The organism is Ramlibacter humi (assembly GCF_004681975.1).
Taxonomy (GTDB): Bacteria; Pseudomonadota; Gammaproteobacteria; order Burkholderiales; family Burkholderiaceae_C; genus Ramlibacter; species Ramlibacter humi.
In genome coordinates this window covers 502,603-527,102 of record NZ_SMLK01000002.1, presented here as the reverse complement: position 1 = coordinate 527,102, position 24,500 = coordinate 502,603, and the positions used below count along the sequence as shown (strand labels likewise).

General features: G+C 69.6%; 27 protein-coding genes. 14 read left to right on the top strand and 13 right to left on the bottom strand.

Features of this window, described 5'->3' with window-relative positions; genetic code table 11:
- Positions 1-49 precede the first annotated feature (49 nt).
- Together EZ216_RS09935 and nadB are read left to right on the top strand one after the other, a co-directional pair.
- Positions 50-847 (top strand): segregation and condensation protein A, encoded by a 798-nt coding sequence (locus tag EZ216_RS09935; RefSeq protein WP_239024341.1) that lies wholly within the window; start codon positions 50-52, stop codon positions 845-847.
- Between the two features lie 100 nt (positions 848-947).
- Entirely contained in the window at positions 948-2,531 is a 1,584-nt protein-coding gene (gene nadB / locus EZ216_RS09930; RefSeq protein WP_135249575.1) for an L-aspartate oxidase, read from the top strand.
- A 139-nt stretch (positions 2,532-2,670) separates the two neighbouring features.
- On the opposite strand, the gene nadA is transcribed toward nadB, so the two are convergent.
- Together nadA and nadC are read right to left on the bottom strand one after the other, a co-directional pair.
- Complete coding sequence (gene nadA, locus EZ216_RS09925) at positions 2,671-3,786, bottom strand: quinolinate synthase NadA (protein ID WP_135249574.1); 1,116 nt, start codon at positions 3,784-3,786, stop codon at positions 2,671-2,673.
- Positions 3,786-4,646: a carboxylating nicotinate-nucleotide diphosphorylase gene (gene nadC, locus EZ216_RS09920; protein WP_135249573.1), complete on the bottom strand. Its 861-nt coding sequence runs from the start codon at positions 4,644-4,646 to the stop codon at positions 3,786-3,788. The genes nadA and nadC overlap by 1 nt, the downstream gene beginning before the upstream one ends.
- Before the next feature lie 84 nt (positions 4,647-4,730).
- On the opposite strand from nadC, the gene EZ216_RS09915 reads away from it, so the two are divergent.
- Positions 4,731-5,054: a thioredoxin family protein gene (locus EZ216_RS09915; protein ID WP_135249572.1), complete on the top strand. Its 324-nt coding sequence runs from the start codon at positions 4,731-4,733 to the stop codon at positions 5,052-5,054.
- 137 nt (positions 5,055-5,191) lie between these two features.
- On the opposite strand, the gene EZ216_RS09910 is transcribed toward EZ216_RS09915, so the two are convergent.
- The 5 genes from EZ216_RS09910 to EZ216_RS09890 all read right to left on the bottom strand — a co-directional run bounded on the left by EZ216_RS09910 (position 5,192) and on the right by EZ216_RS09890 (position 8,197).
- Positions 5,192-5,866, bottom strand: a complete 675-nt coding sequence (locus tag EZ216_RS09910; RefSeq protein WP_135249571.1) for a hypothetical protein — start codon at positions 5,864-5,866, stop codon at positions 5,192-5,194.
- 72 nt (positions 5,867-5,938) lie between these two features.
- Positions 5,939-6,931, bottom strand: a complete 993-nt coding sequence (locus tag EZ216_RS09905; protein WP_135249570.1) for an NAD(P)H-dependent glycerol-3-phosphate dehydrogenase — start codon at positions 6,929-6,931, stop codon at positions 5,939-5,941.
- 18 nt (positions 6,932-6,949) lie between these two features.
- Positions 6,950-7,405, bottom strand: coding sequence for a protein-export chaperone SecB (gene secB / locus EZ216_RS09900; RefSeq protein WP_135249569.1), 456 nt, complete (start codon positions 7,403-7,405; stop codon positions 6,950-6,952).
- Positions 7,406-7,510: 105 nt separating this feature from the next.
- Positions 7,511-7,771 carry a glutaredoxin 3 gene (gene grxC / locus EZ216_RS09895; RefSeq protein WP_135249568.1) on the bottom strand — a complete coding sequence of 87 codons (261 nt, stop codon included), beginning with the start codon at positions 7,769-7,771 and terminating at the stop codon, positions 7,511-7,513.
- 18 nt (positions 7,772-7,789) lie between these two features.
- A complete protein-coding gene (locus EZ216_RS09890) occupies positions 7,790-8,197 on the bottom strand; it encodes a rhodanese-like domain-containing protein (protein ID WP_135249567.1) in 408 nt (135 codons plus the stop codon).
- Positions 8,198-8,279: 82 nt separating this feature from the next.
- Between EZ216_RS09890 and gpmA the strand changes: the two genes are divergently transcribed.
- The 3 genes from gpmA to EZ216_RS09875 all read left to right on the top strand — a co-directional run bounded on the left by gpmA (position 8,280) and on the right by EZ216_RS09875 (position 11,601).
- Entirely contained in the window at positions 8,280-9,023 is a 744-nt protein-coding gene (gene gpmA, locus EZ216_RS09885; RefSeq protein ID WP_135249566.1) for a 2,3-diphosphoglycerate-dependent phosphoglycerate mutase, read from the top strand.
- A 154-nt stretch (positions 9,024-9,177) separates the two neighbouring features.
- Positions 9,178-10,620: a S41 family peptidase gene (locus tag EZ216_RS09880; protein WP_135249565.1), complete on the top strand. Its 1,443-nt coding sequence runs from the start codon at positions 9,178-9,180 to the stop codon at positions 10,618-10,620.
- 204 nt (positions 10,621-10,824) lie between these two features.
- Positions 10,825-11,601, top strand: a complete 777-nt coding sequence (locus EZ216_RS09875) for a HesA/MoeB/ThiF family protein (protein WP_135249564.1) — start codon at positions 10,825-10,827, stop codon at positions 11,599-11,601.
- Here EZ216_RS09875 and EZ216_RS09870 read toward each other — a convergent pair.
- Positions 11,580-13,814: an AsmA family protein gene (locus EZ216_RS09870; RefSeq protein WP_135249563.1), complete on the bottom strand. Its 2,235-nt coding sequence runs from the start codon at positions 13,812-13,814 to the stop codon at positions 11,580-11,582. The two genes, EZ216_RS09875 and EZ216_RS09870, sit on opposite strands and share 22 nt — an antisense overlap.
- Positions 13,815-13,819: 5 nt before the next feature.
- The gene (locus EZ216_RS21975) at positions 13,820-13,942 is read right to left on the bottom strand and encodes a hypothetical protein (protein ID WP_275405142.1); all 123 of its coding nucleotides are present in this window, start codon (positions 13,940-13,942) and stop codon (positions 13,820-13,822) included.
- 241 nt (positions 13,943-14,183) lie between these two features.
- On the opposite strand from EZ216_RS21975, the gene EZ216_RS09865 reads away from it, so the two are divergent.
- Entirely contained in the window at positions 14,184-14,570 is a 387-nt protein-coding gene (locus EZ216_RS09865; protein WP_135249562.1) for a response regulator, read from the top strand.
- 175 nt (positions 14,571-14,745) lie between these two features.
- Here the strand turns inward: EZ216_RS09865 and EZ216_RS09860 are convergent, their stop codons facing one another.
- Positions 14,746-15,378 carry a response regulator gene (locus EZ216_RS09860; RefSeq protein ID WP_135249561.1) on the bottom strand — a complete coding sequence of 211 codons (633 nt, stop codon included), beginning with the start codon at positions 15,376-15,378 and terminating at the stop codon, positions 14,746-14,748.
- A gap of 119 nt (positions 15,379-15,497) precedes the next feature.
- On the opposite strand from EZ216_RS09860, the gene EZ216_RS09855 reads away from it, so the two are divergent.
- The 6 genes from EZ216_RS09855 (at position 15,498) to EZ216_RS09830 (ending at position 19,813) form a co-directional block, all read left to right on the top strand.
- Positions 15,498-16,859: a CHASE3 domain-containing protein gene (locus EZ216_RS09855; RefSeq protein WP_135249801.1), complete on the top strand. Its 1,362-nt coding sequence runs from the start codon at positions 15,498-15,500 to the stop codon at positions 16,857-16,859.
- A gap of 192 nt (positions 16,860-17,051) precedes the next feature.
- Positions 17,052-17,351 carry a DUF883 family protein gene (locus tag EZ216_RS09850; protein WP_135249560.1) on the top strand — a complete coding sequence of 100 codons (300 nt, stop codon included), beginning with the start codon at positions 17,052-17,054 and terminating at the stop codon, positions 17,349-17,351.
- A gap of 13 nt (positions 17,352-17,364) precedes the next feature.
- Positions 17,365-17,745 (top strand): hypothetical protein, encoded by a 381-nt coding sequence (locus tag EZ216_RS09845; RefSeq protein ID WP_239024328.1) that lies wholly within the window; start codon positions 17,365-17,367, stop codon positions 17,743-17,745.
- Positions 17,742-18,197 carry a hypothetical protein gene (locus EZ216_RS09840; protein ID WP_135249559.1) on the top strand — a complete coding sequence of 152 codons (456 nt, stop codon included), beginning with the start codon at positions 17,742-17,744 and terminating at the stop codon, positions 18,195-18,197. The genes EZ216_RS09845 and EZ216_RS09840 overlap by 4 nt, the downstream gene beginning before the upstream one ends.
- An 83-nt stretch (positions 18,198-18,280) precedes the next feature.
- On the top strand, positions 18,281-18,598 hold the full coding sequence (locus EZ216_RS09835) for a BON domain-containing protein (protein WP_135249558.1): 318 nt from the start codon (positions 18,281-18,283) through the stop codon (positions 18,596-18,598).
- A gap of 60 nt (positions 18,599-18,658) precedes the next feature.
- Positions 18,659-19,813, top strand: coding sequence for a zinc-binding metallopeptidase family protein (locus EZ216_RS09830; RefSeq protein WP_135249557.1), 1,155 nt, complete (start codon positions 18,659-18,661; stop codon positions 19,811-19,813).
- A 9-nt stretch (positions 19,814-19,822) separates the two neighbouring features.
- Here EZ216_RS09830 and EZ216_RS09825 read toward each other — a convergent pair whose 3' ends face one another.
- The 3 genes from EZ216_RS09825 to EZ216_RS09815 all read right to left on the bottom strand — a co-directional run bounded on the left by EZ216_RS09825 (position 19,823) and on the right by EZ216_RS09815 (position 23,462).
- Complete coding sequence (locus tag EZ216_RS09825; RefSeq protein ID WP_205959650.1) at positions 19,823-20,347, bottom strand: BON domain-containing protein; 525 nt, start codon at positions 20,345-20,347, stop codon at positions 19,823-19,825.
- 125 nt (positions 20,348-20,472) lie between these two features.
- Positions 20,473-22,923: a ligase-associated DNA damage response DEXH box helicase gene (locus EZ216_RS09820; RefSeq protein WP_135249555.1), complete on the bottom strand. Its 2,451-nt coding sequence runs from the start codon at positions 22,921-22,923 to the stop codon at positions 20,473-20,475.
- Positions 22,920-23,462 (bottom strand): MarR family winged helix-turn-helix transcriptional regulator, encoded by a 543-nt coding sequence (locus tag EZ216_RS09815; protein WP_135249554.1) that lies wholly within the window; start codon positions 23,460-23,462, stop codon positions 22,920-22,922. The genes EZ216_RS09820 and EZ216_RS09815 overlap by 4 nt, the downstream gene beginning before the upstream one ends.
- 66 nt (positions 23,463-23,528) lie before the next feature.
- Here EZ216_RS09815 and EZ216_RS09810 point away from each other — a divergent pair, with 66 nt between their 5' ends.
- Positions 23,529-24,485 (top strand): Bug family tripartite tricarboxylate transporter substrate binding protein, encoded by a 957-nt coding sequence (locus EZ216_RS09810; protein WP_135249553.1) that lies wholly within the window; start codon positions 23,529-23,531, stop codon positions 24,483-24,485.
- Positions 24,486-24,500 lie beyond the last annotated feature (15 nt).

Sequence of the window (24,500 nt, the reverse complement as noted above, 5' to 3'; positions counted from 1 at the left end):
CCACGACGACACCACCCTGCCGGAGCCGGACGAGGCACAAGTGCCCGGCATGCCGGACGTCGTCGACCAGGTGGCGCTGGCGCGCCTGTATGGCGAGCCGCTGTTCGCGCTGCCGCAGGACCTGTACATCCCGCCCGACGCGCTGGAGATCTTCCTCGAGGCCTTCGAAGGCCCGCTGGACCTGCTGCTGTACCTGATCCGCAAGCAGAACTTCAACATCCTCGACATCCCGATGGCGGCGGTCACCCGCCAGTACCTGCAGTACGTCGACGAGATCCGCGAGCGCAACCTCGAGCTCGCCGCCGAGTACCTGCTGATGGCGGCCATGCTGATCGAGATCAAGTCGCGCATGCTGCTGCCGCCGAAGAAGACGGCGGAAGGCCAGGAGCCGGAAGACCCGCGGGCCGAACTGGTGCGCCGCCTGCTCGAATACGAGCAGATGAAGATGGCGGCCGCGCGCCTGAACGAGGTGCCGCAGCTGGGCCGCGACGTGCTTCGCGCGCAGGTGTACATCGAGCAGTCGCTGCAGCCGCGTTTTCCCGACGTGAACGTGGTCGACCTGCAGGAAGCGTGGCGCGACATCCTGCGCCGTGCCAAGCTGGTGCAGCACCACAAGATCAGCCGCGAGGAACTGTCCGTGCGCGAACACATGAGCATCGTGCTGCGCAAGCTGCAGGGCCGCCGCTTCGTGGAATTCGAGCACCTGTTCGACACCACGCGCGGCATGCCGGTGCTCATCGTCACCTTCATCGCCATGCTGGAACTGGCCAAGGAAACGCTGATCGAGGTGACGCAGGCCGAGGCCTACGCGCCCATCTACGTCCGGCTGGCGTACCAGCCGGCATGACGGATGACCTCGCCTTCGGCTCGATGACGAATGACTCCGGGCCTGAAGTCATCTGTCATTCCGTCCGCGTAGCGGACGAGTCATTCGTCATCCAGGATCCATGACTTCCCTCGACTTCGACGTCGTCATCGTCGGCAGCGGCCTGGCGGGCCTGTCGGCGGCGATGCACCTGGCGCCCACGCACCGCGTGGCCGTCATCACCAAGCGCGACCTGTCCGATGGCTCCAGCAACTGGGCGCAGGGCGGCATCGCGGCCGTGATGGACCGCGGCGACAGCTTCGACTCGCACGTGGACGACACGCTGGTGGCGGGCGCCGGCCTGTCCGACCCGACGGCCACGCGCTTCGTCGTCGAGCACGCGCCCGAGAGCATCGAGTGGCTGCGCCGGCTGGGCGTGCCGTTCTCGCAGGAGCACGGCCAGCTGCACCTCACGCGCGAAGGCGGCCACAGCGCGCGGCGCATCGTGCACGTCACCGACGCCACCGGCGCGGCGGTGCAGAAGACGCTGATCGAGCACGTGCGACGCACGCCCAACATCACGCTGTTCGAGCACCACATGCTGGTGGACCTGGTCACCAGCCGCCGCGTCGGCGAAGTGCCCGAGCGCTGCCTGGGCCTGTACGCGCTGGACGAGCTGGCCGACGAGGTGGTCACCTTCCGCGCGCCGCACACCATCCTGGCCACCGGCGGCGCGGGCAAGGTGTACCTGTACACCACCAACCCCGACACGGCCACCGGCGACGGCATCGCAGCCGCCTGGCGCGCGGGTTGCCGGGTGACGAACATGGAGTTCATCCAGTTCCACCCGACCTGCCTGTACCACCCGCTGGTCAAGAGCTTCCTCATCACCGAGGCGGTGCGCGGCGAAGGCGGCCGGCTGCTGCTGCCGCAATCGGCAGGGGGCACTCGCTTCATGCCGGAGCACGACCCGCGTGCCGAACTGGCGCCGCGCGACATCGTGGCGCGCGCCATCGACTTCGAGATGAAGAAGCACGGCCTGGACTGCGTGTACCTGGACATCTCGCACCAGCCGGCCGACTTCATTCGCGAGCACTTCCCCAACATCCACGCGCGCTGCCTGGAACTGGGCATCGACATCACGAAGCAGCCCATCCCCGTGGTGCCGGCGGCGCACTACACCTGCGGCGGCATCCACACCGACCTGTCGGGCCGCACCGACCTGGCCGGCCTGCATGCCATCGGCGAGACCGCGTACACCGGCCTGCATGGCGCCAACCGCCTGGCCAGCAACTCGCTGGTGGAATGCATGGTGTTCGCGCGCTCGGCCACGCAGGACATCCTGGCCATGCCGCTGCCCGCGGTGCCGGCGCTGCCCGCGTGGGACGAAAGCCGCGTCACGGATGCCGACGAATCGGTCGTCATCTCGCACAACTGGGACGAGCTGCGCCGCTTCATGTGGGACTACGTGGGGATAGTGCGCACCAACAAGCGGCTGGAACGGGCGATGCACCGCATCAACCTGCTGCAAGGCGAGATCCACGAGTTCTACGCCAACTTCCACGTCAGCCGCGACCTGCTGGAACTGCGCAACCTGGTGACCGTGGCCGGCCTCATCGTGCGGTCGGCGCAGTCGCGGCACGAAAGCCGCGGATTGCATTTCAGCCGCGACTACCCCGAAGCCGCGCCGAATCCGCGGCCCACGACGCTGTCACCCGCGCGCTGAGCGCTTCGCTGACCACCGTCATGCCGGGCTTGACCCGGCATCCACCCTCCGCGCGTGCCTGGAACAGCGCATCGTGCAGCGGGACGAGGCAGGGGTGGATGGCGGGTCAAGCCCGCCATGACAACGTCAGATGGCGCAACTACGCCGCGCCGATGTTCGGCACCAGCGCGCCGGCCGGCTGGCCGTTCTTCAGCGCGGCGGTGAAGGCCAGCATGCGGTCGATGGGCAGGCGCGCGCGGTCGAGGATGGCGGAGTCCACGAACACTTCGTTGGCGCCGGTCTCCAGCACGTGCGCCAGCCCCGCCAGGCCGTTCATCGCCATCCAGGGGCAGTGAGCGCAGCTCTTGCAGGTGGCGCTGTTGCCCGCCGTGGGCGCTTCGTAGAACACCTTGCCCGGGTTCAGCGTGCGCAGCTTGTGCATCATGCCGTTGTCGGTGGCGACGATGAACTCGCGCGCGTCGAGTTCCTTCGCGGCCTTCAGGATGGCGGACGTCGAACCGACCGCGTCGGCCAGCGCCACCACTTCGGCGGGTGATTCCGGGTGCACCAGCACCTTGGCCTGCGGGTGCGCCTTCTTCAGGTCTTCCAGCTCGAAGGCCTTGAACTCGTCGTGCACGATGCACGAGCCGCTCCAGAACACCATGTCGGCGCCGGTCTCGCGCTGGATGTAGCCGCCCAGGTGGCGGTCGGGCGCCCACAGGATCTTGTGGCCCTTGTCCTTCAGCGCGCGCACGATGTCCAGCGCGCAGCTGGACGTCACCAGCCAGTCCGAGCGCGCCTTCACCGCGGCGCTGGTGTTGGCGTACACGACCACGGTGCGGTCCGGGTGCTGGTCGCAGAACGCGCTGAACTCGTCGATGGGGCAGCCCAGGTCCAGCGAGCAGGTGGCGTCCAGGTCGGGCATCAGCACGCGCTTTTCCGGCGACAGGATCTTGGCGCTCTCGCCCATGAAGCGCACGCCCGACACCACCAGCGTCTGCGCGGGGTGGTCGCGGCCGAAGCGCGCCATCTCCAGCGAGTCGCTGACGATGCCGCCGGTTTCCTCGGCCAGGTCCTGCAGGTCCGGGTGCACGTAGTAGTGCGACACCATCACCGCGTTGCGCTCCTTCAGCAGGCGCCTGATGCGCGCCTTCAGCTCGGCGCGCTCGGCCTGCGAAGGCTCCGCCGGCACGCGTGCCCATGCATGCCTGGTGCTGCAGACATCGCCTTGCGGCTGCTCGTACTCGACGTCCTTGATAGGGATGACGGCGGCCATCACAGCTCCTTGAAGCGCATCGAATAGTCGGTGGCCTGCACGTCCTTGGTCAGCGCGCCGATGGAGATGCGGTCCACGCCCGTTTCCGCCAGTTCGCGCACGCGGTCCAGCGTCACGCCGCCGGAGATTTCGAGGATGGCACGTCCCGCGTTGATGCGCACGGCCTCGCGCAGCGTGGGCATGTCCATGTTGTCGAGCAGGACCATGCGCGCGCCGGCGCCCAGGGCTTCTTCCAGCTGGGCCAGCGTCTCGACCTCGATCTCGACGAAGGTGGCGTTGGCGGCCGCCTTCTCCGCGGCGCGCAACACGGGTGTCACGCCGCCCGCCGCCGCGATGTGGTTTTCCTTGATCAGCACCGCGTCGTACAGGCCGATGCGGTGGTTGGTGCCGCCGCCGGTGCGCACCGCGTACTTCTGCGCCAGGCGCAGCCCGGGCACGGTCTTGCGCGTGTCGACGATCTGCGCGCGGGTGCCCTTCACCGCTTCGACGTAGGTCGCGGTCTTGGTGGCCACAGCGCTCAGCAGTTGCAGGAAGTTCAGCGCGGTGCGCTCGGCGGTGAGCAACGCGCGGGCCGAGCCGCGGATCTCCACCACCGGCTGGTTGGGGACAGAACGGCGGCCCTCCGCCACGGCCCAGTTGATGGTGGCCGCCGGGTCCAGCTGGCGCACGGCGGCGACGAGCCACGGGCCGCCGCAGACGATGGCGGATTCGCGCGCGACGATCAGCGCCTGGGCGGTGCGGCCTTCGGGCACCAGCGCGGCGGTGAGGTCGCCGGCGCCCACGTCCTCGGCCAACGCGCGCGCGGCGTCCTGTTGTGCCAGCCCCGCCACGGCGGCCGGACTGAAGTCGAATGCTTGCATCCCGTCGAGCATAGCGGCATCGCCAAGGCCGCATCGGCGCCGCGGCTGACGCGGGCACGCCCGGCGCTGGCCGACAATGGCGCCATGGAAACCGAGTACCTCGCCCAGGAGCCCGCCCGTGCCGAAGTGGACGCCTGGGCCGGCCCCACGCTGCTGGAGTTCGGCACCGGCTGGTGCGGCTGGTGCCGCGGCGCGCAGCCGAAGATCGAGCAGGCGCTGGCCCCGCATCCCGGCGTGCGGCACGTGAAGGTGGAAGACGGCAGCGGCCGCCGGCTGGGCCGCAGCTTCGCGGTCAAGCTGTGGCCCACGCTGGTGTTCCTGCGCGACGGGCAGGAGGTGGCGAAGCTGGTGCGGCCGCAGGAAACGAGCGCGATCGCGCAGGCGCTCGGCCAGATCGACCCCAGTTGAATACGGGAGCGGACTCCCTTACGCAGAGGACGCGGAGCAACGCGGAAATCGCAGAGAAAACCTGAAACTGGTTCTTGCCTTCTCTGCGTCCTCTGCGAAATCTCGGCGTGCTCTGCGTAAGGGTGTCCGCGTTCCCCTCAATCCGCCGCGAAACAGTACAGCAGCCCCGCGCCGCCCGTGGCCTTCAGCGAGTCCATGTCGCAGCCGCGCGTGGCATGCGACGCGTTCCAGGAATGCGAAGGCGCGTCGTCGCGCAAGCCCTTGCGGTCGACATGGCCCACGATGGCGGAACCCGTCGTGCTGGACGTCCAGTTCCTGCACGTGGTGTCCGGCGCGCTGGTATCCAGCCGCCCATCGGCCGTGCTGCCGGTCAGAATGTCGTGCATGTTCACCGGGTCGCCGACGCCGCTGACCATCCCGCCCTTCTCGGTCAGCGAGGTTTCCTTCGACAGCTTGTTGTTGGCGCTGTGCAGGTCGTCGACGCTGGTGGCCACCACCTCGCCCTTGGCGTTGCGCCACGGACCGCGTCCGATGCGGTCGCGCGCGTTCACCGCGGGTGCGCCGGCGGCGGGCGCGGCGCTCAGGTAGGCGCGCCAGGTCTTGTTGCCCGCGCCGACGGACGTGGCCAGCGCCTTGCAATACTGGTCGGCGCCGGCCAGTCCCCCGAGGTCGCCGCCCTTGCCAGGGTTCGCGCTGGTAACGAAGTAGCTCATCGGATTGCTGCTGCCACTGCCGCCCGACCAGGCGGCGCACGCGGACAACAGGGCGACGGCAGACACGGCTGCGCCCGCAGACATCATCGAAGGGGACATGTCGGCTCCTTGCAGGGATGGGGAGGCGGGCAGACTAATGCCGCATCCGGGGCGGCGCCCGTTGGCAAACCCCTAGGAACTTTTCTCGGAAACCGGATCGCGCGACATCAAGCCGCGCACCGCCTCATCAGGTCGCACGCGACCGTCGAGCAGCGCCACCACGGCTTCGGTGATGGGCATCTCCACGCCGAGCCTCGCGGCGCGCGCCGCCACCGCGCGGGCGCACGGCACGCCTTCGGCCACATGCCCGAGAGAGGCCAGTGCCTGCTTCAGCGCCTGGCCCTGCGCCAGCAGCAGGCCGACGCGCCGGTTGCGGCTGAGATCGCCGGTGGCCGTCAGCACCAGGTCGCCCAGGCCCGACAGGCCCATGAACGTTTCCGCGTGGCCGCCCAGCGCGACGCCGAAGCGCGTCATCTCCGCCAGCCCGCGCGTGACCAGCGCCGCGCGTGCGTTCAGGCCCAGGCCCAACCCGTCGCACAGGCCGGTGGCGATGGCCAGCACGTTCTTCACCGCGCCACCCACTTCGGCGCCGGGCAAGTCCTCGTTTTCGTACACGCGCAGCTGCGGCGTGTGGAAAGCCTGCACCAGCGCCTGCCGCACTGCTGCATGCGCGCTGGCCGCCACCAGCGCCGTGGGCTGGCCGCGTGCGACCTCCAGCGCGAAGCTCGGGCCGGTGAGCACGCCACCAGAGATGGAAGGCGCGACCGCCTGCTGGATCTCGTGGCCGAGCAGGCCTTCCGTGCCCGCCGCTTCCAGGCCCTTGCAGGCCCAGGCCACGGGCACCTTCGCTTCGCGCAGCGAAGCGAGCATCGGCCGCAGCCCGGCCATGGGCGTCGCGATGACGAGCAGGTCGCAGCCGGCCGCGAGCGCGGCCGGATCGCCGGAAACGATGGAGAGGGATTCGGGGAGCGCGACGCCCGCCAGGTAGCGGGCATTGGACCGCTCGTCGCGCAGTTGCCGCGCGAAAGCCAGGTCGCGGGACCAGAGCGCCGTGTCGTGCCGCGCCGAAGCCGCGGCGGCCAGCGCCGTGCCCCACGCGCCGGCGCCGAGCACGAGCAGCTTCATGCGCGGCCCCGCCGGCCGTCAGGCCGTGGTGATGATCTGCGAGGGCTGGGGCGCGGCCTGCTGCTGCTCGTACATGGCCTGGAAGTTGATCTCGGCCAGGTGCACGGGCGGGAAGCCGGCGCGGGTGACGATGTCGGAGACGTTGCCGCGCAGGTACGGGTAGACGATCTGCGGGCAGGCGATGCCCATGATGGGGCTCATCTGGTCTTCGGGCACGTTGCGGATCTCGAAGATGCCGGCCTGCTTGGCTTCCACCAGGAACACGGTGCGGTCCTTGATCTTGGTGGTGACGGTGGCGGTGACGGCCACTTCGTAGATGCCTTCGGCGACCTGGCCGGCTTCCACGCCCAGCTGGATGTCCACCGTCGGCTGCTCCTGCTCGAGCAGGATGGCGGGCGAATTGGGCTGCTCCAGCGAAGCCTCCTTGAGGTAGACGCGCTGGATCTGGAAGACGGGGTCCTGGTTCTCGGCCATGGTGGTGCTGTGCTTGGGTGAAATGGAACGGCCCGCCTGGGTCAACCGAAGCGGGCCGGATTCGGGTCGGCCGGAATTATCTCAGGCCCGCGTGGCGGGCCCGTATCAGGCGCCCTTGAGCAGAGGCTCCAGCCCGCCGCGGCTGTCCAGCGCCATCAGGTCGTCGCAGCCGCCGACGTGGGTGTCGCCGATGAAGATCTGCGGCACGGTGCGCCGGCCGGTGATCTCCATCATCTTCATGCGCTCGTCGGGCTGCATGTCCACGCGGATCTCGTTGATGGCCCCCACGCCCCTGGCCTTCAGGATCTGCTTAGCGCGGATGCAGTAGGGACAGACGGCGGTGGTGTACATCGTGACGGCTTGCATGGATCGTGACTTTCGCTTTCAGGCTTTCTCGACCGGAAGGTTAGCCTCTTTCCACGCCTTCAGCCCGCCGGCCAGGGCTTGGGCCTGCTCGTAGCCCAGTTTCTTGGCAATGGCCACGGCGCGCGAAGCGCGGCCGCCGCTGGCGCACACGAACACCACCGGCAGCGCCTTGTTCTTCACCGTCAGCGGCAGTTGCTCTTCCAGCTGGCCCAGCGGCACGTGGCGCGCGCCGCCCACGTGGCCGGCGGCGAACTCGTCCGCCTCGCCGACGTCGACCACGACCGCCTTCTCGCGGTTGATGAGCAGCACGGCCGCGGCGGGCGTGAGGCCGCTGGCCGCGCTGCCGCGGATCACCGGCCACAGCAGCAATCCACCCGAGACCGCGGCCACGGCGATGAGCATCCAGTTGTTGATGACGAAGTCCATTGAATTCCGATGCAGGTGCGCGCCCAGGCGCAAACCCGCCATTCTAGAATCCGGGGCTTTGCCCCACGCACCCGCCTCAGCCATGCACAAGCTAGTCCTCGTCCGCCACGGCGAATCGACCTGGAACCTGGAAAACCGCTTCACCGGCTGGACCGACGTGGACCTCACGCCCACCGGCGTCGCGCAGGCCAAGGAAGCGGGCCGGCTGCTGCGCGCCGACGGCTACGAGTTCGACGTCTGCCACACCAGCGTGCTCAAGCGCGCCATCCACACGCTGTGGCACTGCCTGGACGAGATGGACCGCACGTGGCTGCCGGTGATGAAGTCGTGGCGGCTGAACGAGCGCCACTATGGTGCGTTGCAGGGCCTGAACAAGGCCGAGACCGCCAAGAAATTCGGCGACGACCAGGTGCTGGTCTGGCGGCGCAGCTACGACATCCCGCCGCCGGCGCTGGAATCGTCGGACCCGCGCAGCGAGCGCGGCGATGCGCGCTATGCCCGGCTGTCGCCCGGCGAGGTGCCGCTGACCGAGTGCCTGAAGGACACCGTGGCGCGCGTGCTGCCGTTCTGGAACGAAGCCATGGCGCCGGCCATCCGCTCGGGCAAGCGCATCCTGGTGGCGGCGCACGGCAATTCCATCCGCGCGCTGGTGAAGTACCTCGACGGCATCTCCGACCAGGACATCGTCGGGCTGAACATCCCGAACGGCATTCCGCTGGTGTACGAGCTCGATACCGAGCTGCGCCCCATCCGCCATTACTACCTGGGCGACGCCGAGGCGGCTGCCAAAGCCGCGGCTGCGGTCGCCAGCCAGGGAAAAGGCTGAGCCAGGGCGCCTGCACGGCTGCAAACGCCAGGTAAAGCCGCGGTCTTTTTGCACGCCCGCCCCCGCTCTTCCGGAACCCGGGGGTAACGAGGGCGTCATAGTGTCTTCTCAGGTGTATAAATTGCTGTTCTCGAGAGGACTTGGACCCTTCCCCATGAGCCAGAAACTGAAGATCGCCGGCTGGATTTCGGTGGGCGCGCTGGCCGGCGCCCTGACCACGGTTTCGCTGACGACCGTCGCCCGTGGCTCGCTCGCTCCCCTTCCGCTGGAAGAACTTCAGCAGCTGGCCGCCGTGTTCGGCATGGTGAAGAGCGACTACGTCGAGCCGGTCGACGAGCACAAGCTCATCACCGACGCCATCTCCGGCATGGTGTCCAGCCTCGACCCGCACTCGCAGTACTTCGACAAGAAGTCGTTCAAGGAATTCCGCGAAGGCACGTCCGGCCGCTTCGTCGGCGTGGGCATCGAAATCTCGCAGGAAGACGGCCTGGTCAAGGTGGTGTCGCCCATCGAAGGCTCGCCCGCCTACCGCGCCGGCCTGAAGCCCAACGACCTGATCACCAAGATCGATGACACCGTGGTCAAGGGCCTGTCGCTGTCCGACGCGGTGAAGAAGATGCGCGGCGAACCCAGCACCAAGGTCACGCTCACCATCTTCCGCAAGGACGAGAACCGCAGCTTCCCGGTCACGATCACCCGCGAGGAAATCAAGACCCAGTCGGTCAAGGGCAAGGTGGTGGAGCCGGGCTACGGCTGGATCCGCCTGTCGCAGTTCCAGGAACGCACGGTCGACGACTTCGTGCGCAAGGTCGAGGAGATCTACAAGCAGGAGCCCAACCTCAAGGGCATGGTGCTGGACCTGCGCAACGACCCCGGCGGCCTGCTGGACTCCGCGGTGGCCATCTCGTCGGCCTTCCTGCCGGAGAACGTGACGGTGGTCTCCACCAACGGCCAGCTGGCCGAGAGCAAGTTCGTCTACAAGGCGGCGCCGGAGTTCTACATGCGCCGCTCGGGCAGCGACCCGCTGCGCCGCCTTCCCGCCGCGCTGAAGAACGTGCCGCTGGTGGTGCTGGTCAACGAAGGTTCCGCCTCCGCCAGCGAGATCGTCGCCGGCGCGCTGCAGGACCACCACCGCGCCACCATCCTGGGCAGCCAGACCTTCGGCAAGGGCTCGGTGCAGACCGTGCGCCCGCTCGGCCCCGACACCGGCCTGAAGCTGACCACCGCGCGCTACTACACGCCCAGCGGCAAGTCCATCCAGGCCAAGGGCATCGTGCCCGACGTGCTGGTGGACGAGAGCGAGGAAGGCAACCTGTTCTCGCTGCTGCGCACGCGTGAAGCCGACCTGGAAAAGCACCTCTCCAGCGGCCAGGGCCCGGAGGTCAAGGATGCCGCCCGCGACAAGCTGCGCGAGGAAGCCCGCAAGCGCGCCGAGGAAGAAGCCAAGAAGCCCGCTTCCGAGCGCAAGCTGCCCGAGTACGGCGTGACGGACAAGGACTTCCAGCTCGTGCAGGCGCTCAACCAGCTGAAGGGCCGCCCGGTGCTGGTGAGCAAGACCCAGGTCATCGAGAGCAAGAACGAGAAGAAAGAGAACTGACGCGCTTCGGCGCCGATGCAAAAAGCCGGCACCGCCGGCTTTTTTGTTGGCTGGACGCGAACACCCTTACGCGGAGTACGCAGAGGAAACGCAGAGAACGCGGAAGAAAAGACAGGCAGGTGATCTTCCTCCGCGGCCCCTGCGCTGCCTCCGCGAACTCGGCGCAAGGGGGTTCTTTTTTCCGCTTCCTCCACAATCTTGCCCATGACCGACGAAGAGCTGCTTCGCTACTCGCGCCACATCCTGCTGGAGGAAGTGGGCGTGGAAGGCCAGGAGCGCATCGCGCGCGGCCGCGCGCTGGTCATCGGCGCCGGCGGGCTGGGTTCGCCGGTGGCGCTGTACCTGGGCACCGCCGGCGTCGGGCACATCACGCTGGTGGACGCGGACCACGTGGATGTCACCAACCTGCAGCGACAGCTGGCGCATGCGATGGACCGCGTGGGGCAGCCGAAGGCGGAGTCCGCGCGCACCGGCATCGCGGCGCTCAATCCGCACGTCCACGTCGAGGCCGTGGTCGCGCGCGCCGACGCCTCACTGCTCGATCGGCTGGTGCCGCAAGCCGGCGTGGTGGTGGACTGCTGCGACAACTTCGCCACCCGGCAGGCGGTGAACGCGGCTTGCGTGCGTCATGGCAGGCCGCTGGTGTCCGGCGCGGCCATCCGCTTCGACGGCCAGCTGGCGGTGTTCGACGTGCGCGATGCCGCCTCGCCCTGCTACGCCTGCGTCTTCCCCGCCGACCGCGTGCCGGAGGAGACGCGCTGCGCCACCCTGGGCGTGTTCGCGCCACTCGTGGGCATCATCGGTTCGATGCAGGCGGCCGAAGCGCTGAAGCTGCTGGCGCAAGCGGGGCGGCCGGCCACGGGCAAGCTGCTGATGCTGGATGCGCGCGAGATGGACTGGACCACCCTGCGCACGCCGCGGCGCGCTTCATGTCCCGTGTGCGGCGACCGCGCGAAGGTTCAGGGTCCGACCGAGCTGTAGGGCGACTCCGTCTTGGCGGGGGCTGGGCGGTTCACCGGCCGGTCCGGCTCGTTCGGCGGCGCATTGGGGGCAGCGGGCGGCTGGTGCGCACCCGCGGCGCCCATGCGCTGCGCCGGGTTCTCCTTGACCACGTTCGACCCGGCTTCAGGCGGCGCCGTGCGGGCCACCCGCGATTCGGCCCGCGGCGCGCCGGCCTGCTGGATCGCGCCCGCGCAATCGGCGTCGTGGCCCGGGCCGGTCTCCACCGTCGCCGCCAGCGCCAGCAGCGGGTTCACGGCACCCAACGCCAGCGCGGCGATGGCCCGGCCCGCCAGCGGGCCCTTCTCCACCCCGATGTCCGGCGCACCGAACGTGCCCGCCACGTGCAGCGGCGCGCGCAGGGCGAGGATGCTCTTGTCCTTCGGGTACGGCCGCACGACGATGTCCATGTTTTCCTTGGCCAGGTTCACCGTGCCGCCCCCGTAGAAGACGGTGTCCACCGTGTCCAGCAGCAGCGCGCGCGAGGTCATCAGGCCGTCCTTCACCTCGAACGCGGTGGCGGCGCAGCGCAGCTTCACGCGGTCGTCGCCCTTCACCAGGAACTTGACGATCTCGCCGGCGTCCAGCCCCGCGAACTCCAGCAGGATGTTGCTGATCTCGCCCTTGCCCATCAGCAGCGCGAGATTGCCGTTGGAGTGGGCCAGCACCTCCGCCACGGTCTTGCCGCGGGCGCTGAGGTCCACCTGCGCCTGCAGCTTGCCCACGCTGTTGGCGGCCAATTTCGACCTCGGCACCAGCTTGCTCAGCTCCAGACCGCGGCCGTCCAGCCGCGTCTGGAACATCGCGGGATTGGGATTGGCGTCGATGCGCATCACGCCCGCCAGCTGGCCGCCCGCCACGCCCATGTCCAGCGGGTCCAGCACCAGCACGCCGTTCTTCAGGTTCACGCGGGCGCTGGCGCGGTCCAGCGGCAGGCCCTTGGCGTTGACGATCTTCGCGGCGTCGATGCGCACGTCGGCATCCATGCTCTTGAGCTTGCTCACGTCCAGCGGCGCCGCGGGCAGCACCTTGCGGTTCGGGTCCTTGGGCTTCTTGCCCCTGGCATCGGGCGGCGGCGCGGCCGCTTCCTGCCTCGACTTCGACTGGCCTTCCAGGCCGCGGCGGTCGTCGTTCAGGCCGATCACCGCCGCCAGGTCCACGAAGTCCAGCGTGCGCGACTGCAGCTTGCCCGCCAGCAGCGGGCGCTGGCCGGAGCGGTCGAACGACAGGTCACCCGCCATGTCGGTGTGGCCCACGGTGGCCTTGATGCCCTGCACGTGGAAGACGTCGCCCTTCTTGGACAACTGCCCCGCGACGGAGTACTGCGGCGTGTCGGGCAACGCCACGCCCACCAGGTGGTACAGCTGCGCGAGGTTGGGCCCCTGCAGCTGGAAACGCACGTCCGCGCCGTCCAGCGTGGCCAGGCTGGCCACGGCGCCGCGCGCCTGCAGGCTGGTGCCGCCGGTGCGCGCCTGCACTTCGGCCGGGAAAGGCTTCTGCAGCGGCGCGCTCAGGTACAGCACGTCGCCGGTGCGGCCATTGGCGGTGAAGGCCTGGTCCTGCCACTTGCCCTCCGCGCGGAAGCGCAAGGGCATGTCGTTGGCGGCGTTGCCGTTCGCGTTCGCGTTGGCGATGCGGGTCGCGGCACCACGGCTCGCGCGGTCGTCCAGCGCGAGGTGCGCGGTGATGTCGGCGCCGTTTCCGCGCGCGACGTAGTGCACGGTGCCGTCGTCGATCACCAGCGCGCCGATGGAAGGCACGTTGCGCTCGTCCTTGGTGTCGCCGCCCAGCGCCCAGGTGCGGCGGCCGTCCGGCTCCTGCTGCAGGCCCAGCTGGGGTTTGAGCAGGTAGATGGACGGCAGCACGATCTGCCGCTTGAGCAGCGGCACCAGGCGCACCTCCACTTCGGCGCGCTCCGCCCGCACTAGGTCGCGGTCCTGCGCCCAGTCCGGGTTGGCGAACTGGATGCCGTCCATCAGCACGCGGGTCGTGCGGCCGAGCTTCACGTCCAGGCGGCGCGTGATCTCGAAGTGGCGGCCGGTCTTCTCGCTCACGTAGCGGTTCACCGGGCCGCGCAGCAGGTCCCAGGGAAAGAACGCGACCATCAGCACCAGCACGGCCAGCACGATGGCGATGCCCAGCAGCACCTTGAACCAGATACGCGATCTCAGGGGTGCGGCAACGGCGGTGTTCATCGGGTCTAGCGCGTGCTGCCCGTCACGGGCAGGAGGTCGGGGAAGTCGCCCGGCTCGCCCAGCGCCACGAGAGCGGCGACGGCGAGCGTGCCGAAAAAGATGATGAGGGTGAGGAGGACGAACTTCATGGGCGCAACCCACCGCGGCGGCTTGCGGCCAGTGTGGTTGTTGAGACTGGGCGTCCCGGTCAGTGACGGGCCTCACGTGCTGTCGTCAATTTCCTTCAGCAGGCGCGCTCGCATCGCGCACTGGTTGGTGCGCGTGTCGGAGACGGTAGGAGGGCTCCTACGGCACAGCTTCCGCGGGAGCCTCACAATGGGCCGAGGCCGCGGCACGCGTGGCAAACGACGCAGGCATCACACACACGCCGTGGAACTGAGAACCTTCATCGTCGAAGACAACGCCACCATCCGCGAGAACCTGATCGGGACCCTCGAGGAGTTGGCGTGCATCCGCGCCGAGGGCTGGGCCGACGGCGAGCCCGCGGCGCGCGAGTGGCTCTCGGCGCACGCCGACGGCTGGGACCTGGTGATCGTGGACCTGTTCCTCAAGCAAGGCAGCGGCCTGGGCGTGCTGGAAGCCTGCCGCACCCGCCGGCCGCGGCAACGCGTGGTGGTGCTCTCCAACTACGCGACGACCGACATGCGCAAGCGCTGCTCGCAACTGGGCGCCGACGCGGTGTTCGACAAGTCCAACGAGATCGACGCGCTGATCGACTACTGCATGCAGCAGGCGCAGACCGGTACGCGGGCTTGAAAGCGGACACCCTTACGCGGAGTACGCGGAGAAAACGCAGAGCTCGCAGAGAATGCAAAGAAGATCACTTCAAGGTTTTCTCTGCGAGCTCCGCGGTTCCTCTGCGTACTCGGCGTAAGGGAGTCCGAATTGAAAACGCCGGGACAAGCCCGGCGTTTCGATGAGCGCGCAGCGATCAGTCGATCAGCTTGTTCTTCAGCGCGTAGTACGTCAGGTCGCTGTTGGAGGCGAGGTTCATCTTCTCCATCAGGCGCGTGCGGTACGTGCTCACGGTCTTCACCGACAGCGACAGCGCCTTGGCGATGTCGCCGGCGGTTTCGCCCTTGGCGAGCTTCAGGAACACCTGGAATTCGCGCTCGGACAGTTGCTCGTGCGGCGCGCCGCCTTCCTTGCGGTTGAGTTGCGAAGCCAGCAGCTCCGCCACGGCGGGAGAGATATAGCGGCGGCCCAGGGCGATGGTGCGGATGGCGTTGACGATCTCCATCGGCTCGCATTCCTTGTTCAGGTAGCCGCTGGCGCCCTGGCGGATGAGGTTCATCGCGTAGTGCTCTTCCGGATAACCGGAGAGGATGAGGATGCCCACGTCCGGCGCCTTGGCACGGATCATGCCCAGCGCGTCGATGCCGCTTTGCCCGGGCATGGACAGGTCCATCACCAGCACGTCCAGCTCGGTGGTGCGTACCAGGTCGATGGCCTCGCGTCCGCTGGCGGCTTCGCCGACGACGCGCAGGTCCACCTGCTCCGAGAAGAACTGCTTCAGTCCCGACCGGACGATGGCATGGTCATCCACAATGCCGACTTTGATCATGTGTGTTCTCTTCTTCCAGTAGATGGCCGACGGGCCATTGTGACCCAACCCACAGCTGAAATGGCCTACCCTTCAGTCATGATTATTCCGGTTTTCGCGGACATTGGGTGAGCTTGCCGGTGCAAGTCAACCACTCGAAAGCACTACCAACCTCGGCAATCAGCCTCCTGCTGGCCCTGGTGGCAGCCTGCGTGCTCATCGGCATCAACGAGACGGGATTCGGCCGCGCCAGCGCCGAACTGGACGGCATGGGCCGCGAAGTGCGCATCCGCGGCGAACTCAACAGGCTGCTGCAGCAGGTGCTGGACGCCGAAAGCGGTTCGCGCGGCTTCCTGCTGACCGCCGACGCCCGGTACCTGGAACCGTACAACGCATCCGTGCGGCGCATCGGCCCGACCCTGGCGCGGCTGCACGACGCGCATGCCGGCACGGGGGCGGACGCCAAGGAACTGGCCGAGCTCGACCATGACGTGCAGGCCAAGCTGGCCGAGATGGAGTCCCTGGTGCGCATGCGCCGTGAGGGCAAGGAGGATGCCTGGCGTTTCGTGCTGATGTCCGACGAGGGCAAGCAGCGCATGGACGCCGTCCGCGCCGAGGTGGACGGCATGATCGCCGCGTCGGCGGCACGCATCGAAGCCGGCCAGGCGCAGGTCCGCCGCTCGCTGGCGTATGCCCGTGCCGGCATCGCTTTCGTCGCGGTCGCGGCGCTGGTGGCGTTCGCGCTGTACCTGCGCCAGACCACCGCGCTGAAGGCCATCGACCAGCAGCAGCAGCTCGCCTTGCAGCAGGAAAGGGACCTGCTGGAACACCAGGTGCGTGACCGCACCGCGGCGCTGTCGGAACTGGCCACCCACCTGCAGCAAGTGCGCGAGGACGAACGCGGCCACCTGGCCCGCGAACTGCACGACGAACTGGGCGCCCTGCTCACCGCGGCCAAGCTGGACGTGGCGCGGCTGAAGTCGCGCCTGGGCACGCAGCCGCCGCCGGAAGCCGCCCAGCGCCTGCAGCACCTGGTGGACACCCTCAACAGCGGCATCGCGCTGAAGCGCCGCATCATCGAAGACCTGCGGCCCTCCTCGCTGGCCAACCTGGGCCTCACCGCCTCGCTGGAGATCCTGGCGCGCGAGTTCTCCGAACGCTCCGGCGTGCACGTGGCCACCGAGCTGGAAGCGGTGCAGCTGGACGAAGCGCACCAGCTCACCGTCTACCGCCTGGTGCAGGAATCGCTGACCAACGTGGCCAAGTACGCGAAGGCCCGGCAGGCCCGCATCCGCGTGCAGCCCCAGGGCGCCGACGTCGCCGTCAGCGTGCGCGACGACGGCCAGGGATTCGACGCCGCGCGCGTGAAGCCCTCCACCCATGGACTGGCCGGCATGCGGCACAGAGTCGAGGCGGCGGGCGGGCGGTTCTCGATCAGCACCCGTCCCGGCGGCGGCACCGAGGTGGCCGCCATCCTGCCGATGCGCTCGCCCCACGCCTGACAAGGCCGCGCGCCGCTGTCGGCGGCTTCCTACAAACCAGCCCCGCCGCAACCGACATGCGGTCACGCCTGCGGCTGATCAGCCAGGCGGCGCGCCGCCGCGTACGCTGGCCTTCTCGAAACGCGCTTGCCCGCGCGCCTCGAAAAACGCCCGCGCGCGCCGCGCGCACCACAAACGAACCAGAGGACAAACATGGCCCAAGACACCCTCACGGCGCGCGCAGGCGCGGCCGCCCACTCCCTTGCCGACGACGCGATGGACCGCGTGCGCGATCTGCGCTCCAGCGCGCAGGACTACGCCAACCGCGGCATGAGCGCCGTCGGCGACGGCGCCCAGGTCGCGCGCGACCGCCTCGGCCGCTACGCCAACGCCACCGGCCGCTACGTCACCGAAGAACCGGTGAAGACCGCCCTGATCGCCGCCGCCGTCGGCGCCGCCATCGCGGCCATCGTCATGGTGGCGCGCAGCCGCCGCGACCGCTACTACTACTGATCCCCGGCCCGTCATGGCGATCGTCCATCCGATCTTCTCGGTGCTGGTGAGCCGGCCCGAACTGGTCATGGAGCACGTGGCCGGCTACGCCGCGCTCGCGCAGGAGGAAGCTTCCTCCGTCGGCGCCGAGGTGGCGAAGCGGGCGATCGCGTGGGCCGCCTGCGCGCTCTGCGCGCTGGTGTTCCTGATCTTCGCCGGTATGGCGGTGATGCTGGGCGCGGTGCACGAGGCGTTCCATTGGACGCTCGTCGTGGTGCCCGCCGTGCCGCTGGCCGCCGCGCTGGCGGCCTTCGGCATCGCGCGGCAGAAGCTGCCGGCCCGGGCTTTCGCCGAACTGCGCGCGCAACTGGATGCCGACGCGCAGGTGCTGCGCACCCTGGGAGGGCGCCCGTGAGCGCGGGCGGCGACCGGCTCGAGCGCAGCCGCCTGGCGATCCTGGAGCACGTCCACCGCAAGGAGCGGCACCGCCACGGCGGCGACGCCCACGTGCATGCGGACGAAGGCGAAAGCACGTGGCGCGCGCACCGGCGCCAGCACCGCCCCGGGGCGGGCGGCTGGCTGGAAACCGCGCGGCACGTGCTGAGCGACTGGTGGCGCTACCACCCGGCGCACATGGCCGTGGACGTCGCCCGGCCGCTGCTGTCCTCGTACGCGCGCCGCCAGCCCGCGCAGTACGTGGGCTTCGCGGCGCTGGCCGGCGCGGGGTTGTTCATGCTCCGGCCGTGGAAGCTGATCTCCGTCACCGGCGTGCTGGTGGCGCTGCTGAAATCGCCGCAGGTCGCGGCCCTGGTGATGCAGGCGATGTCGGCCTCGCAGAACCCGCGCGACGACCCGCCGCTGGACTGAAAAAAGACGCGGACTGGCGGGGTGGTGCGGCCCGCCGGCGAGCGAAGGGAGCCCGCACTGGAAACCGAATCGGGAGCAGAGAGATGAACAAGTACGCACGAGCCCTCGCAATCGCCGCCCTGGCCGCCGCCACGCTGGCCGGCACGGGCTGCGCCGTGATGCGCGGCCAGGAAACGGCGGGCGCCTACGTCGACGACACGGCCACCACCACCGCGGTGAAGACCAAGTTCGTGGAAGACAAGACGGTGGACGCCGCCTCCATCAAGGTCGAGACCCTGAACGGCACGGTGCAGCTGTCCGGCTTCGCCAAGTCGAACGCGGAGAAGGCCCAGGCCGAATACCTCGCACGCAACACCAAGGGCGTGCGCGCGGTGAAGAACGACATCGCGGTCCGCCCGTAAGACCCCTGGGGACCCGCCGCCGCTCGCGCCGGCGGGTCCGCCTCCAGATCCAGGCGAGCCATGCAAACCTTCCGCTGCGACCACTGCGGGCAGCCGCTCTTTTTCGAGAACGTGCAATGCCTGCGCTGCGGCAGCGCGCTGGCGTTCCTGCCGGACCGCCTGGCGCTGTGCGCGATCGAGCCCGCGCCCGGCCAGCCCGGGGGCACGTGGCAGCGAAAGCGGCCCAGGCGGCGCCGGCCAGCCAGGCACTTCTACCGCCTCTGCCACAACCACACCGACCATCAGGCCTGCAACTTCGCCGTGCCGGTGGACGACCCGAATCCGTACTGCGCTTCGTGCCGGCAGACGCGCGTGCTGCCCGACCTGTCGGTGCCGGGCAACGTGGACCGCTGGTACAGGATCGAGATCGCCAAGCGGCGGCTGTTCTACACGCTCGCGCGCCTGGGCCTGGTGAACGTGTGCCCGCCGCCGGGCGTGCAGGACGGCCCCGTCTTCGAGTTCCTGGCCGACATGCCGGGCCAGATGGTGACGACCGGCCACGCCAACGGGCTCATCACGCTGAACGTCGCCGAAGCCGACGACGCCGAGCGCGTGAAGCGCCGCGTGGAGATGCGCGAGCCCTACCGCACCCTGCTCGGCCACCTGCGTCACGAGTCGGGCCACTACTACTGGGACCGGCTGGTGGACGAGGAAGGCCGCGTGGACGAATTCCGCAGGGTCTTCGGCGACGAGTCCATCGACTACGCGCAGTCGCTGCAGCGGCACTACGCCGGCGGCGCGCCCGCGGACTGGCAGCAGCGCTTCGTCAGCGCCTATGCGACCTCGCATCCGTGGGAAGACTGGGCCGAAACCTGGGCGCACTACCTGCACATGGTCGATCTGCTGGAGACCGCCGCCTCGTACAACACCCGCGTCGAAGTGCCGGGCGAGGAAGGCGACGAGGTGGAAGACCCGTTCGAGCACAGCGAGGTGGACTTCGACCGGCTGGTGGACCAGTGGGTGCCGGTCACGCTGCTGGTGAACAGCCTCAACCGCAGCCTCGGCCAGGAAGACGCCTACCCGTTCGCGCTGACCAGCGAGTCGCTGCAGAAGCTGCGCTTCGTGCACGACGTGATCCACAGCCCCGGGGGCAAGCAGCACCCGGCAGCGCCGGCGGCGTCCGCGATGGAACAGCCGGAACCCGCGGCACGGCCTCAGGGCCCACCGGCGGCCTGATCCGCCGGCTCAGCCAGTGGTGAGCGTCAGCTGGTCGTTCACCGACCGCACGTCCTTCACCGTCTTGGCCACTTCGGTGATGCGCGCGCGCGTGGCGGCTGTCGCCACCGCGCCGCTGAGCGTGACCACGCCATCCTGGGTATCGACGTCGATGCGCACGCCGCGCAGGTCGTTCTCGGCCGCCAAAGCCTGGTTGACCCGCGCCGTGATCTGCGCATCGGCCGCGCGGCTGGATGCGGCCGGCGTGCCCGCGCCGCGCGTGTCGGGACCGGAGCCCATCGCCGACGTCGCGGGCTCGGATGTGGAAGTGGACGGCGCCGCCCCGCCCGGGTTGGCGTCGGCGACGGCCGTGCTGTCGCCCGGCGTGGCGCCGGTCGCGGCCGTGGCCTCGCGCGCTTCCTGCCGGGCTCCGGCGGTGGCGCCCTTGGCACGCGCCACGCCGTCTTCGACGCGCTCGGTGCGCTGGTCCAGGTTGTCGCCGCACGCGGCAAGCGCGGCCGTGACGGCCAAGGCCAGCAGGGAGAGCCGGAACATCTTCATCGCAAGTCCTCCGAAGGCTCGCGGCGTGCGCGGCCCGATGAGGGCCACTCTACGGAAGCGCACCCGCCACCGCGCTGCGGCATGGCCGCGAGCGCCTGTAGGACCGCTCGGGCAGCGGCTCAGCGGGCGGCGCGCTGCTCGTCCTTCTCCATGTCGCGCAGGATGCGATCCAGCCGTTGCGACAGCTGCTCGGTCGACAGCTTCTCGCGGAAGCGCTCCACCATCAGCGGCAGGCTCATCGGGCTGGGGTGACGCAGCGGCACGTGCACCAGCTCCCGCGAGTTGATGCGCTCCAGCGTGGCGCGCAGGCGCGACAGCTCCAGCTCCTGGTTCAGCACCTCCTGTTCGGCCTGCGACAGCAGCAGGTTGCCGCGGTCGTACTTGCGGAACACCTCGAAGAACAGCCCGCTGGACGCCTGCAGCTGCCGCAGGCTCTTGGGCTGGCCGGGGTAGCCGGTGAACACCAGCCCGGCCACGCGCGCGATTTCGCGGAAACGCCGCTGCGCCAGTTCCGAGGAGTTGAGCGACTCCAGCACGTCGTGCAGCAGGTTCCCGGTGGTGAACACACCGAGGTCCAGCACGGACGCCAGGTCGAACTCGTCCGCGCTCACCAGCTCGAAGCCGTAGTCGTTCACCGACAGGCTGAAGGTGTTCGGCTTCTCGCGCGCCAGCCGCCACGCCAGCAGGCTGGCCAGCCCCAGGTGCACGTGGCGGCCCGCGAACGGGTGCACGTACAGGTGGAAGCCTTCGCGCGAGCGGAAAGTCTCCACCAGCACCGTGTCCGGCGTGGGAATCCGCGACAGCCGCGCCTGCGTCTCCAGCATCGGCCGCGCGGCCTTCAGCTCGGGCTGCGTGTAGCGGCCCGCGGCGGCGGCCTGCATCATTTCCAGCACCGCGTCGCCCATCTCGGTGGACAGCGCCATCTTGCTGCCGCCCCAGGTGGTGACGATGCCCTTGCTCTTCGCCGCCTTGCGCACGTACGCGGCCATCTCCTGCACCCGCACGAACTCCAGCAGCCGGCCGGCGAAGTAGAAGCAGTCGCCCTTGCGCAGCCGCGCGATGAAGCCTTCCTCGATGGTGCCCAGCGTGCCGCCGCTCATCCACTTCACCTGCATCGCCGCGTCGCTGACGATGGTGCCCACCGACATGCGGTGGCGCCGCGCGATGCCGCGGTCCGGCACGCGCCACGCACCGTCTTCATCCTGCTTGATGCGGTGGTAGTCGGGATAGGCCGAGAGGCTTTCGCCGCCACGCTCGCAGAACGCCACGCACCAGTCGAACTCGGCGCGGGTGAGCTGACGGTACGACCAGGCGGTGCGCACTTCTTCGAACAGGCTGTCGGCGAAGAAGCCGCCGCCCAGCGCGACGGTCACCAGGTGCTGCACCAGCACGTCGAGCGGCTTGGATGGCGGATCGCGCTTCTCGACCCGGCCCTCTTTCGCGGCGGCGCGCGCAGCCGCCGATTCGATGAGTTCCATCGTGTTGGTCGGCACCAGCGTGATGCGGCTGTCGCGCCCCGGCGCATGCCCGCTGCGGCCCGCGCGCTGCAGCATGCGCGCGACCGCCTTGGCCGAGCCGATCTGCAGCACGCGCTCCACCGGCAGGAAGTCCACGCCCAGGTCCAGCGAAGAGGTCGCCACCACCGCGCGCAGCGTGCCTTCCTTCAGGCCGCGCTCCACCCAGTCGCGCGTGCCGCGGTCCAGCGAGCCGTGGTGCAGCGCGATGGTGCCCGCCCACTCGGGCCGCTCTTCCAGCAGCAGCTGGTACCAGATCTCCGCCTGCGAGCGCACGTTGGTGAAGACCAGCGTCGTGCCCGACCTGTCGATCTCCTCCACGACGGGCAGCTGCATCTGCCGGCCCAGGTGGCCCGCCCACGAGTAGCGGCCCGGGTCCTTGGGGATCAGCGTGTCGATGACCAGCTTCTTGTCGATGCGGCCGCGCACCAGCGCGGGCTCGGGCTGCAGGCCTTCGCCGCACAGCACGTGCATCGCTTCCTCGAGGTTGCCCAGCGTCGCGGACAAGCCCCAGGTGACGAGGCCCGGGTTCAGCCGCCGCAGCCGCGCCAGCGCCAGCTGCGCCTGCACGCCGCGCTTGCTGCCGATCAGCTCGTGCCATTCATCGACGACCACGTACTCGATGCCGGCCAGCTCTTCGCGGCTGTTCTCGCGCGTGAGCATCAGGCTGAGGGACTCGGGCGTGGTGACCAGCACGGTGGGAAAGCGCCGGTCCTGCCGCGCGCGCTCCGCGCTGCCGGTATCGCCGGTGCGCTGGCCGATGGTCCACGCGGGCGCCAGTGCGGTGAGCGGCAACGTGAGCGCGCGCGTGGTGTCCGACGCCAGCGCGCGCATCGGGGTGAGCCACAGCACGCGAAGCGGCTCGGCCGTGCGCCCGGGCGGGTGCCGCTTGACCAGCGCCTGCAGCATGCCGAGCCACACCGCGTACGTCTTGCCCGCACCGGTGGTGGCGTGCAGCAGGCCGCTGCGGCCTTGCGCCACCGACTTCCACACTTCGCGCTGGAACGCGAAGGCTTTCCAGCCCCGGCTGTCGAACCACTCGCGGGCCGTCTTCATCCGAGCGCCCGGCGCGTGCGCCCCCGCCTGCGATCCGCCTTGGGCAACGCCGCCGCGGCCTGGTGCAATTCATCGGCACGCGACTGCAGGCGATCGAGCGCGGCCTGCAGCGCCGCCGCCTCGCCCTCGTCCAGGACGGCCAGCAGGTCGCGGTTGACCGCGGCCACTTGCGGGAACAGTTCGTCGTGCAGGGACTGGCCCGCCGGCGTGAGCGACAGGCGCACCTGCCGGCGATCGCCGGGCCCCGCTTCGCGCCGCACCAGCCGCTTGGCGACCAGCGACGTGATGGCGCGCGAGGTGCGCGCGCGGTCCAACTGCGCGCGCAGCGCGAGTTCGGACGACGACAGCATGCCCGGCTGTTCGGCCAGCAGCGACAGCACGCGCCATTCGCGCCGCGTGATGCCGTAGCGGCCTTCGCACAGGCGGATGACCGCGTGGCCGCCGGTGGCCAGCAGCCGGCTCAGCCGGTAGAGCAGCAGGTCGTCCAGCCGCCGCGGTGCGCGAAGGCGGGCGGGCGGCCTAGGGTTAACGCGGGGCATGGTTGATTTGATCAATCGATTGTCGCCCCACCAGAATGGCCTGTTTCGGCCCTCGGAGACAGGTCCATGAAAAGAAGAACGCTGGCGCTCGGGTTCGGCGCCCTGCCCCTCGCTCGCCTCGCCGCCGCGCAGGCCCTGGACGGACCGCTGCGCATCGTGGTGCCGTACCCGCCGGGCGGCGCCACCGACAAGGTGGCCCGCATCGTCGGCGACAAGCTGCAGTCCAGCCTGGGCGTGCCGGTGGTGGTGGACAACCGCACCGGCGCCGGCGGCCGCCTGGCAGCGCAGCAGTTGAAGGGCTCGCCCGCGAACCAGAACGCCATCCTCATCGCCAACCCGGCCGTGATGTTCGTCGCGCCGCTGGTGTTCAGGGACGCGGGCTACGACCCGGAGAAGGACTTCGTGCCGCTGTCGGTGGTGAACGACTACGAGTTCGGCCTGGCGGTCGCTTCGGCCGTGCCGGTGCGCGAGCTCAACCACCTCATCGCGTGGCTGCGCGCGAATCCCGAGAAGGCCAACTTCGGCGTGCCGGCCACGGGCAGCCTGCCGCACTTCTTCGCGCTGATGACGGGCGAGAAGGCCGGCGTGAAGGCGCAGGTGGTGGGCTACCGCGGCTCGGCGCCGCTGGTGAGCGACCTCATCGGCGGGCAGGTGCCCGTGGCCTTCGACACGCTGGAGACGCAGCTGCCGCACCACGACGCGGGCAAGCTGCGCGTGCTGGCCAGCTCGGGCGCGAAGCGCTCCCCCTGGTCGCCCGGCGTGCCGACGTTCAAGGAGTCGGGCCTGGACCTGGTGGCCACCGGCTGGAACGCGTTCTTCGCGCCCGCCACGATGCCGGCCGACCGCATCGAGAAGATCTCGCAAGCCATCCAGGCCGCCATGCGCGACCCCGACACGCAGCGCAAGTTCACGGACGGCAAGCTCACGCCCGTGGTGAGCACGCGCGTCCAGAGCGAAGCGCTGCTGAAGGCCTACCGCGCGCAATGGACGCCGATCGTCCGCCAGTCCGGCTACCAGCCCTGAACCCGACGGAGTGAC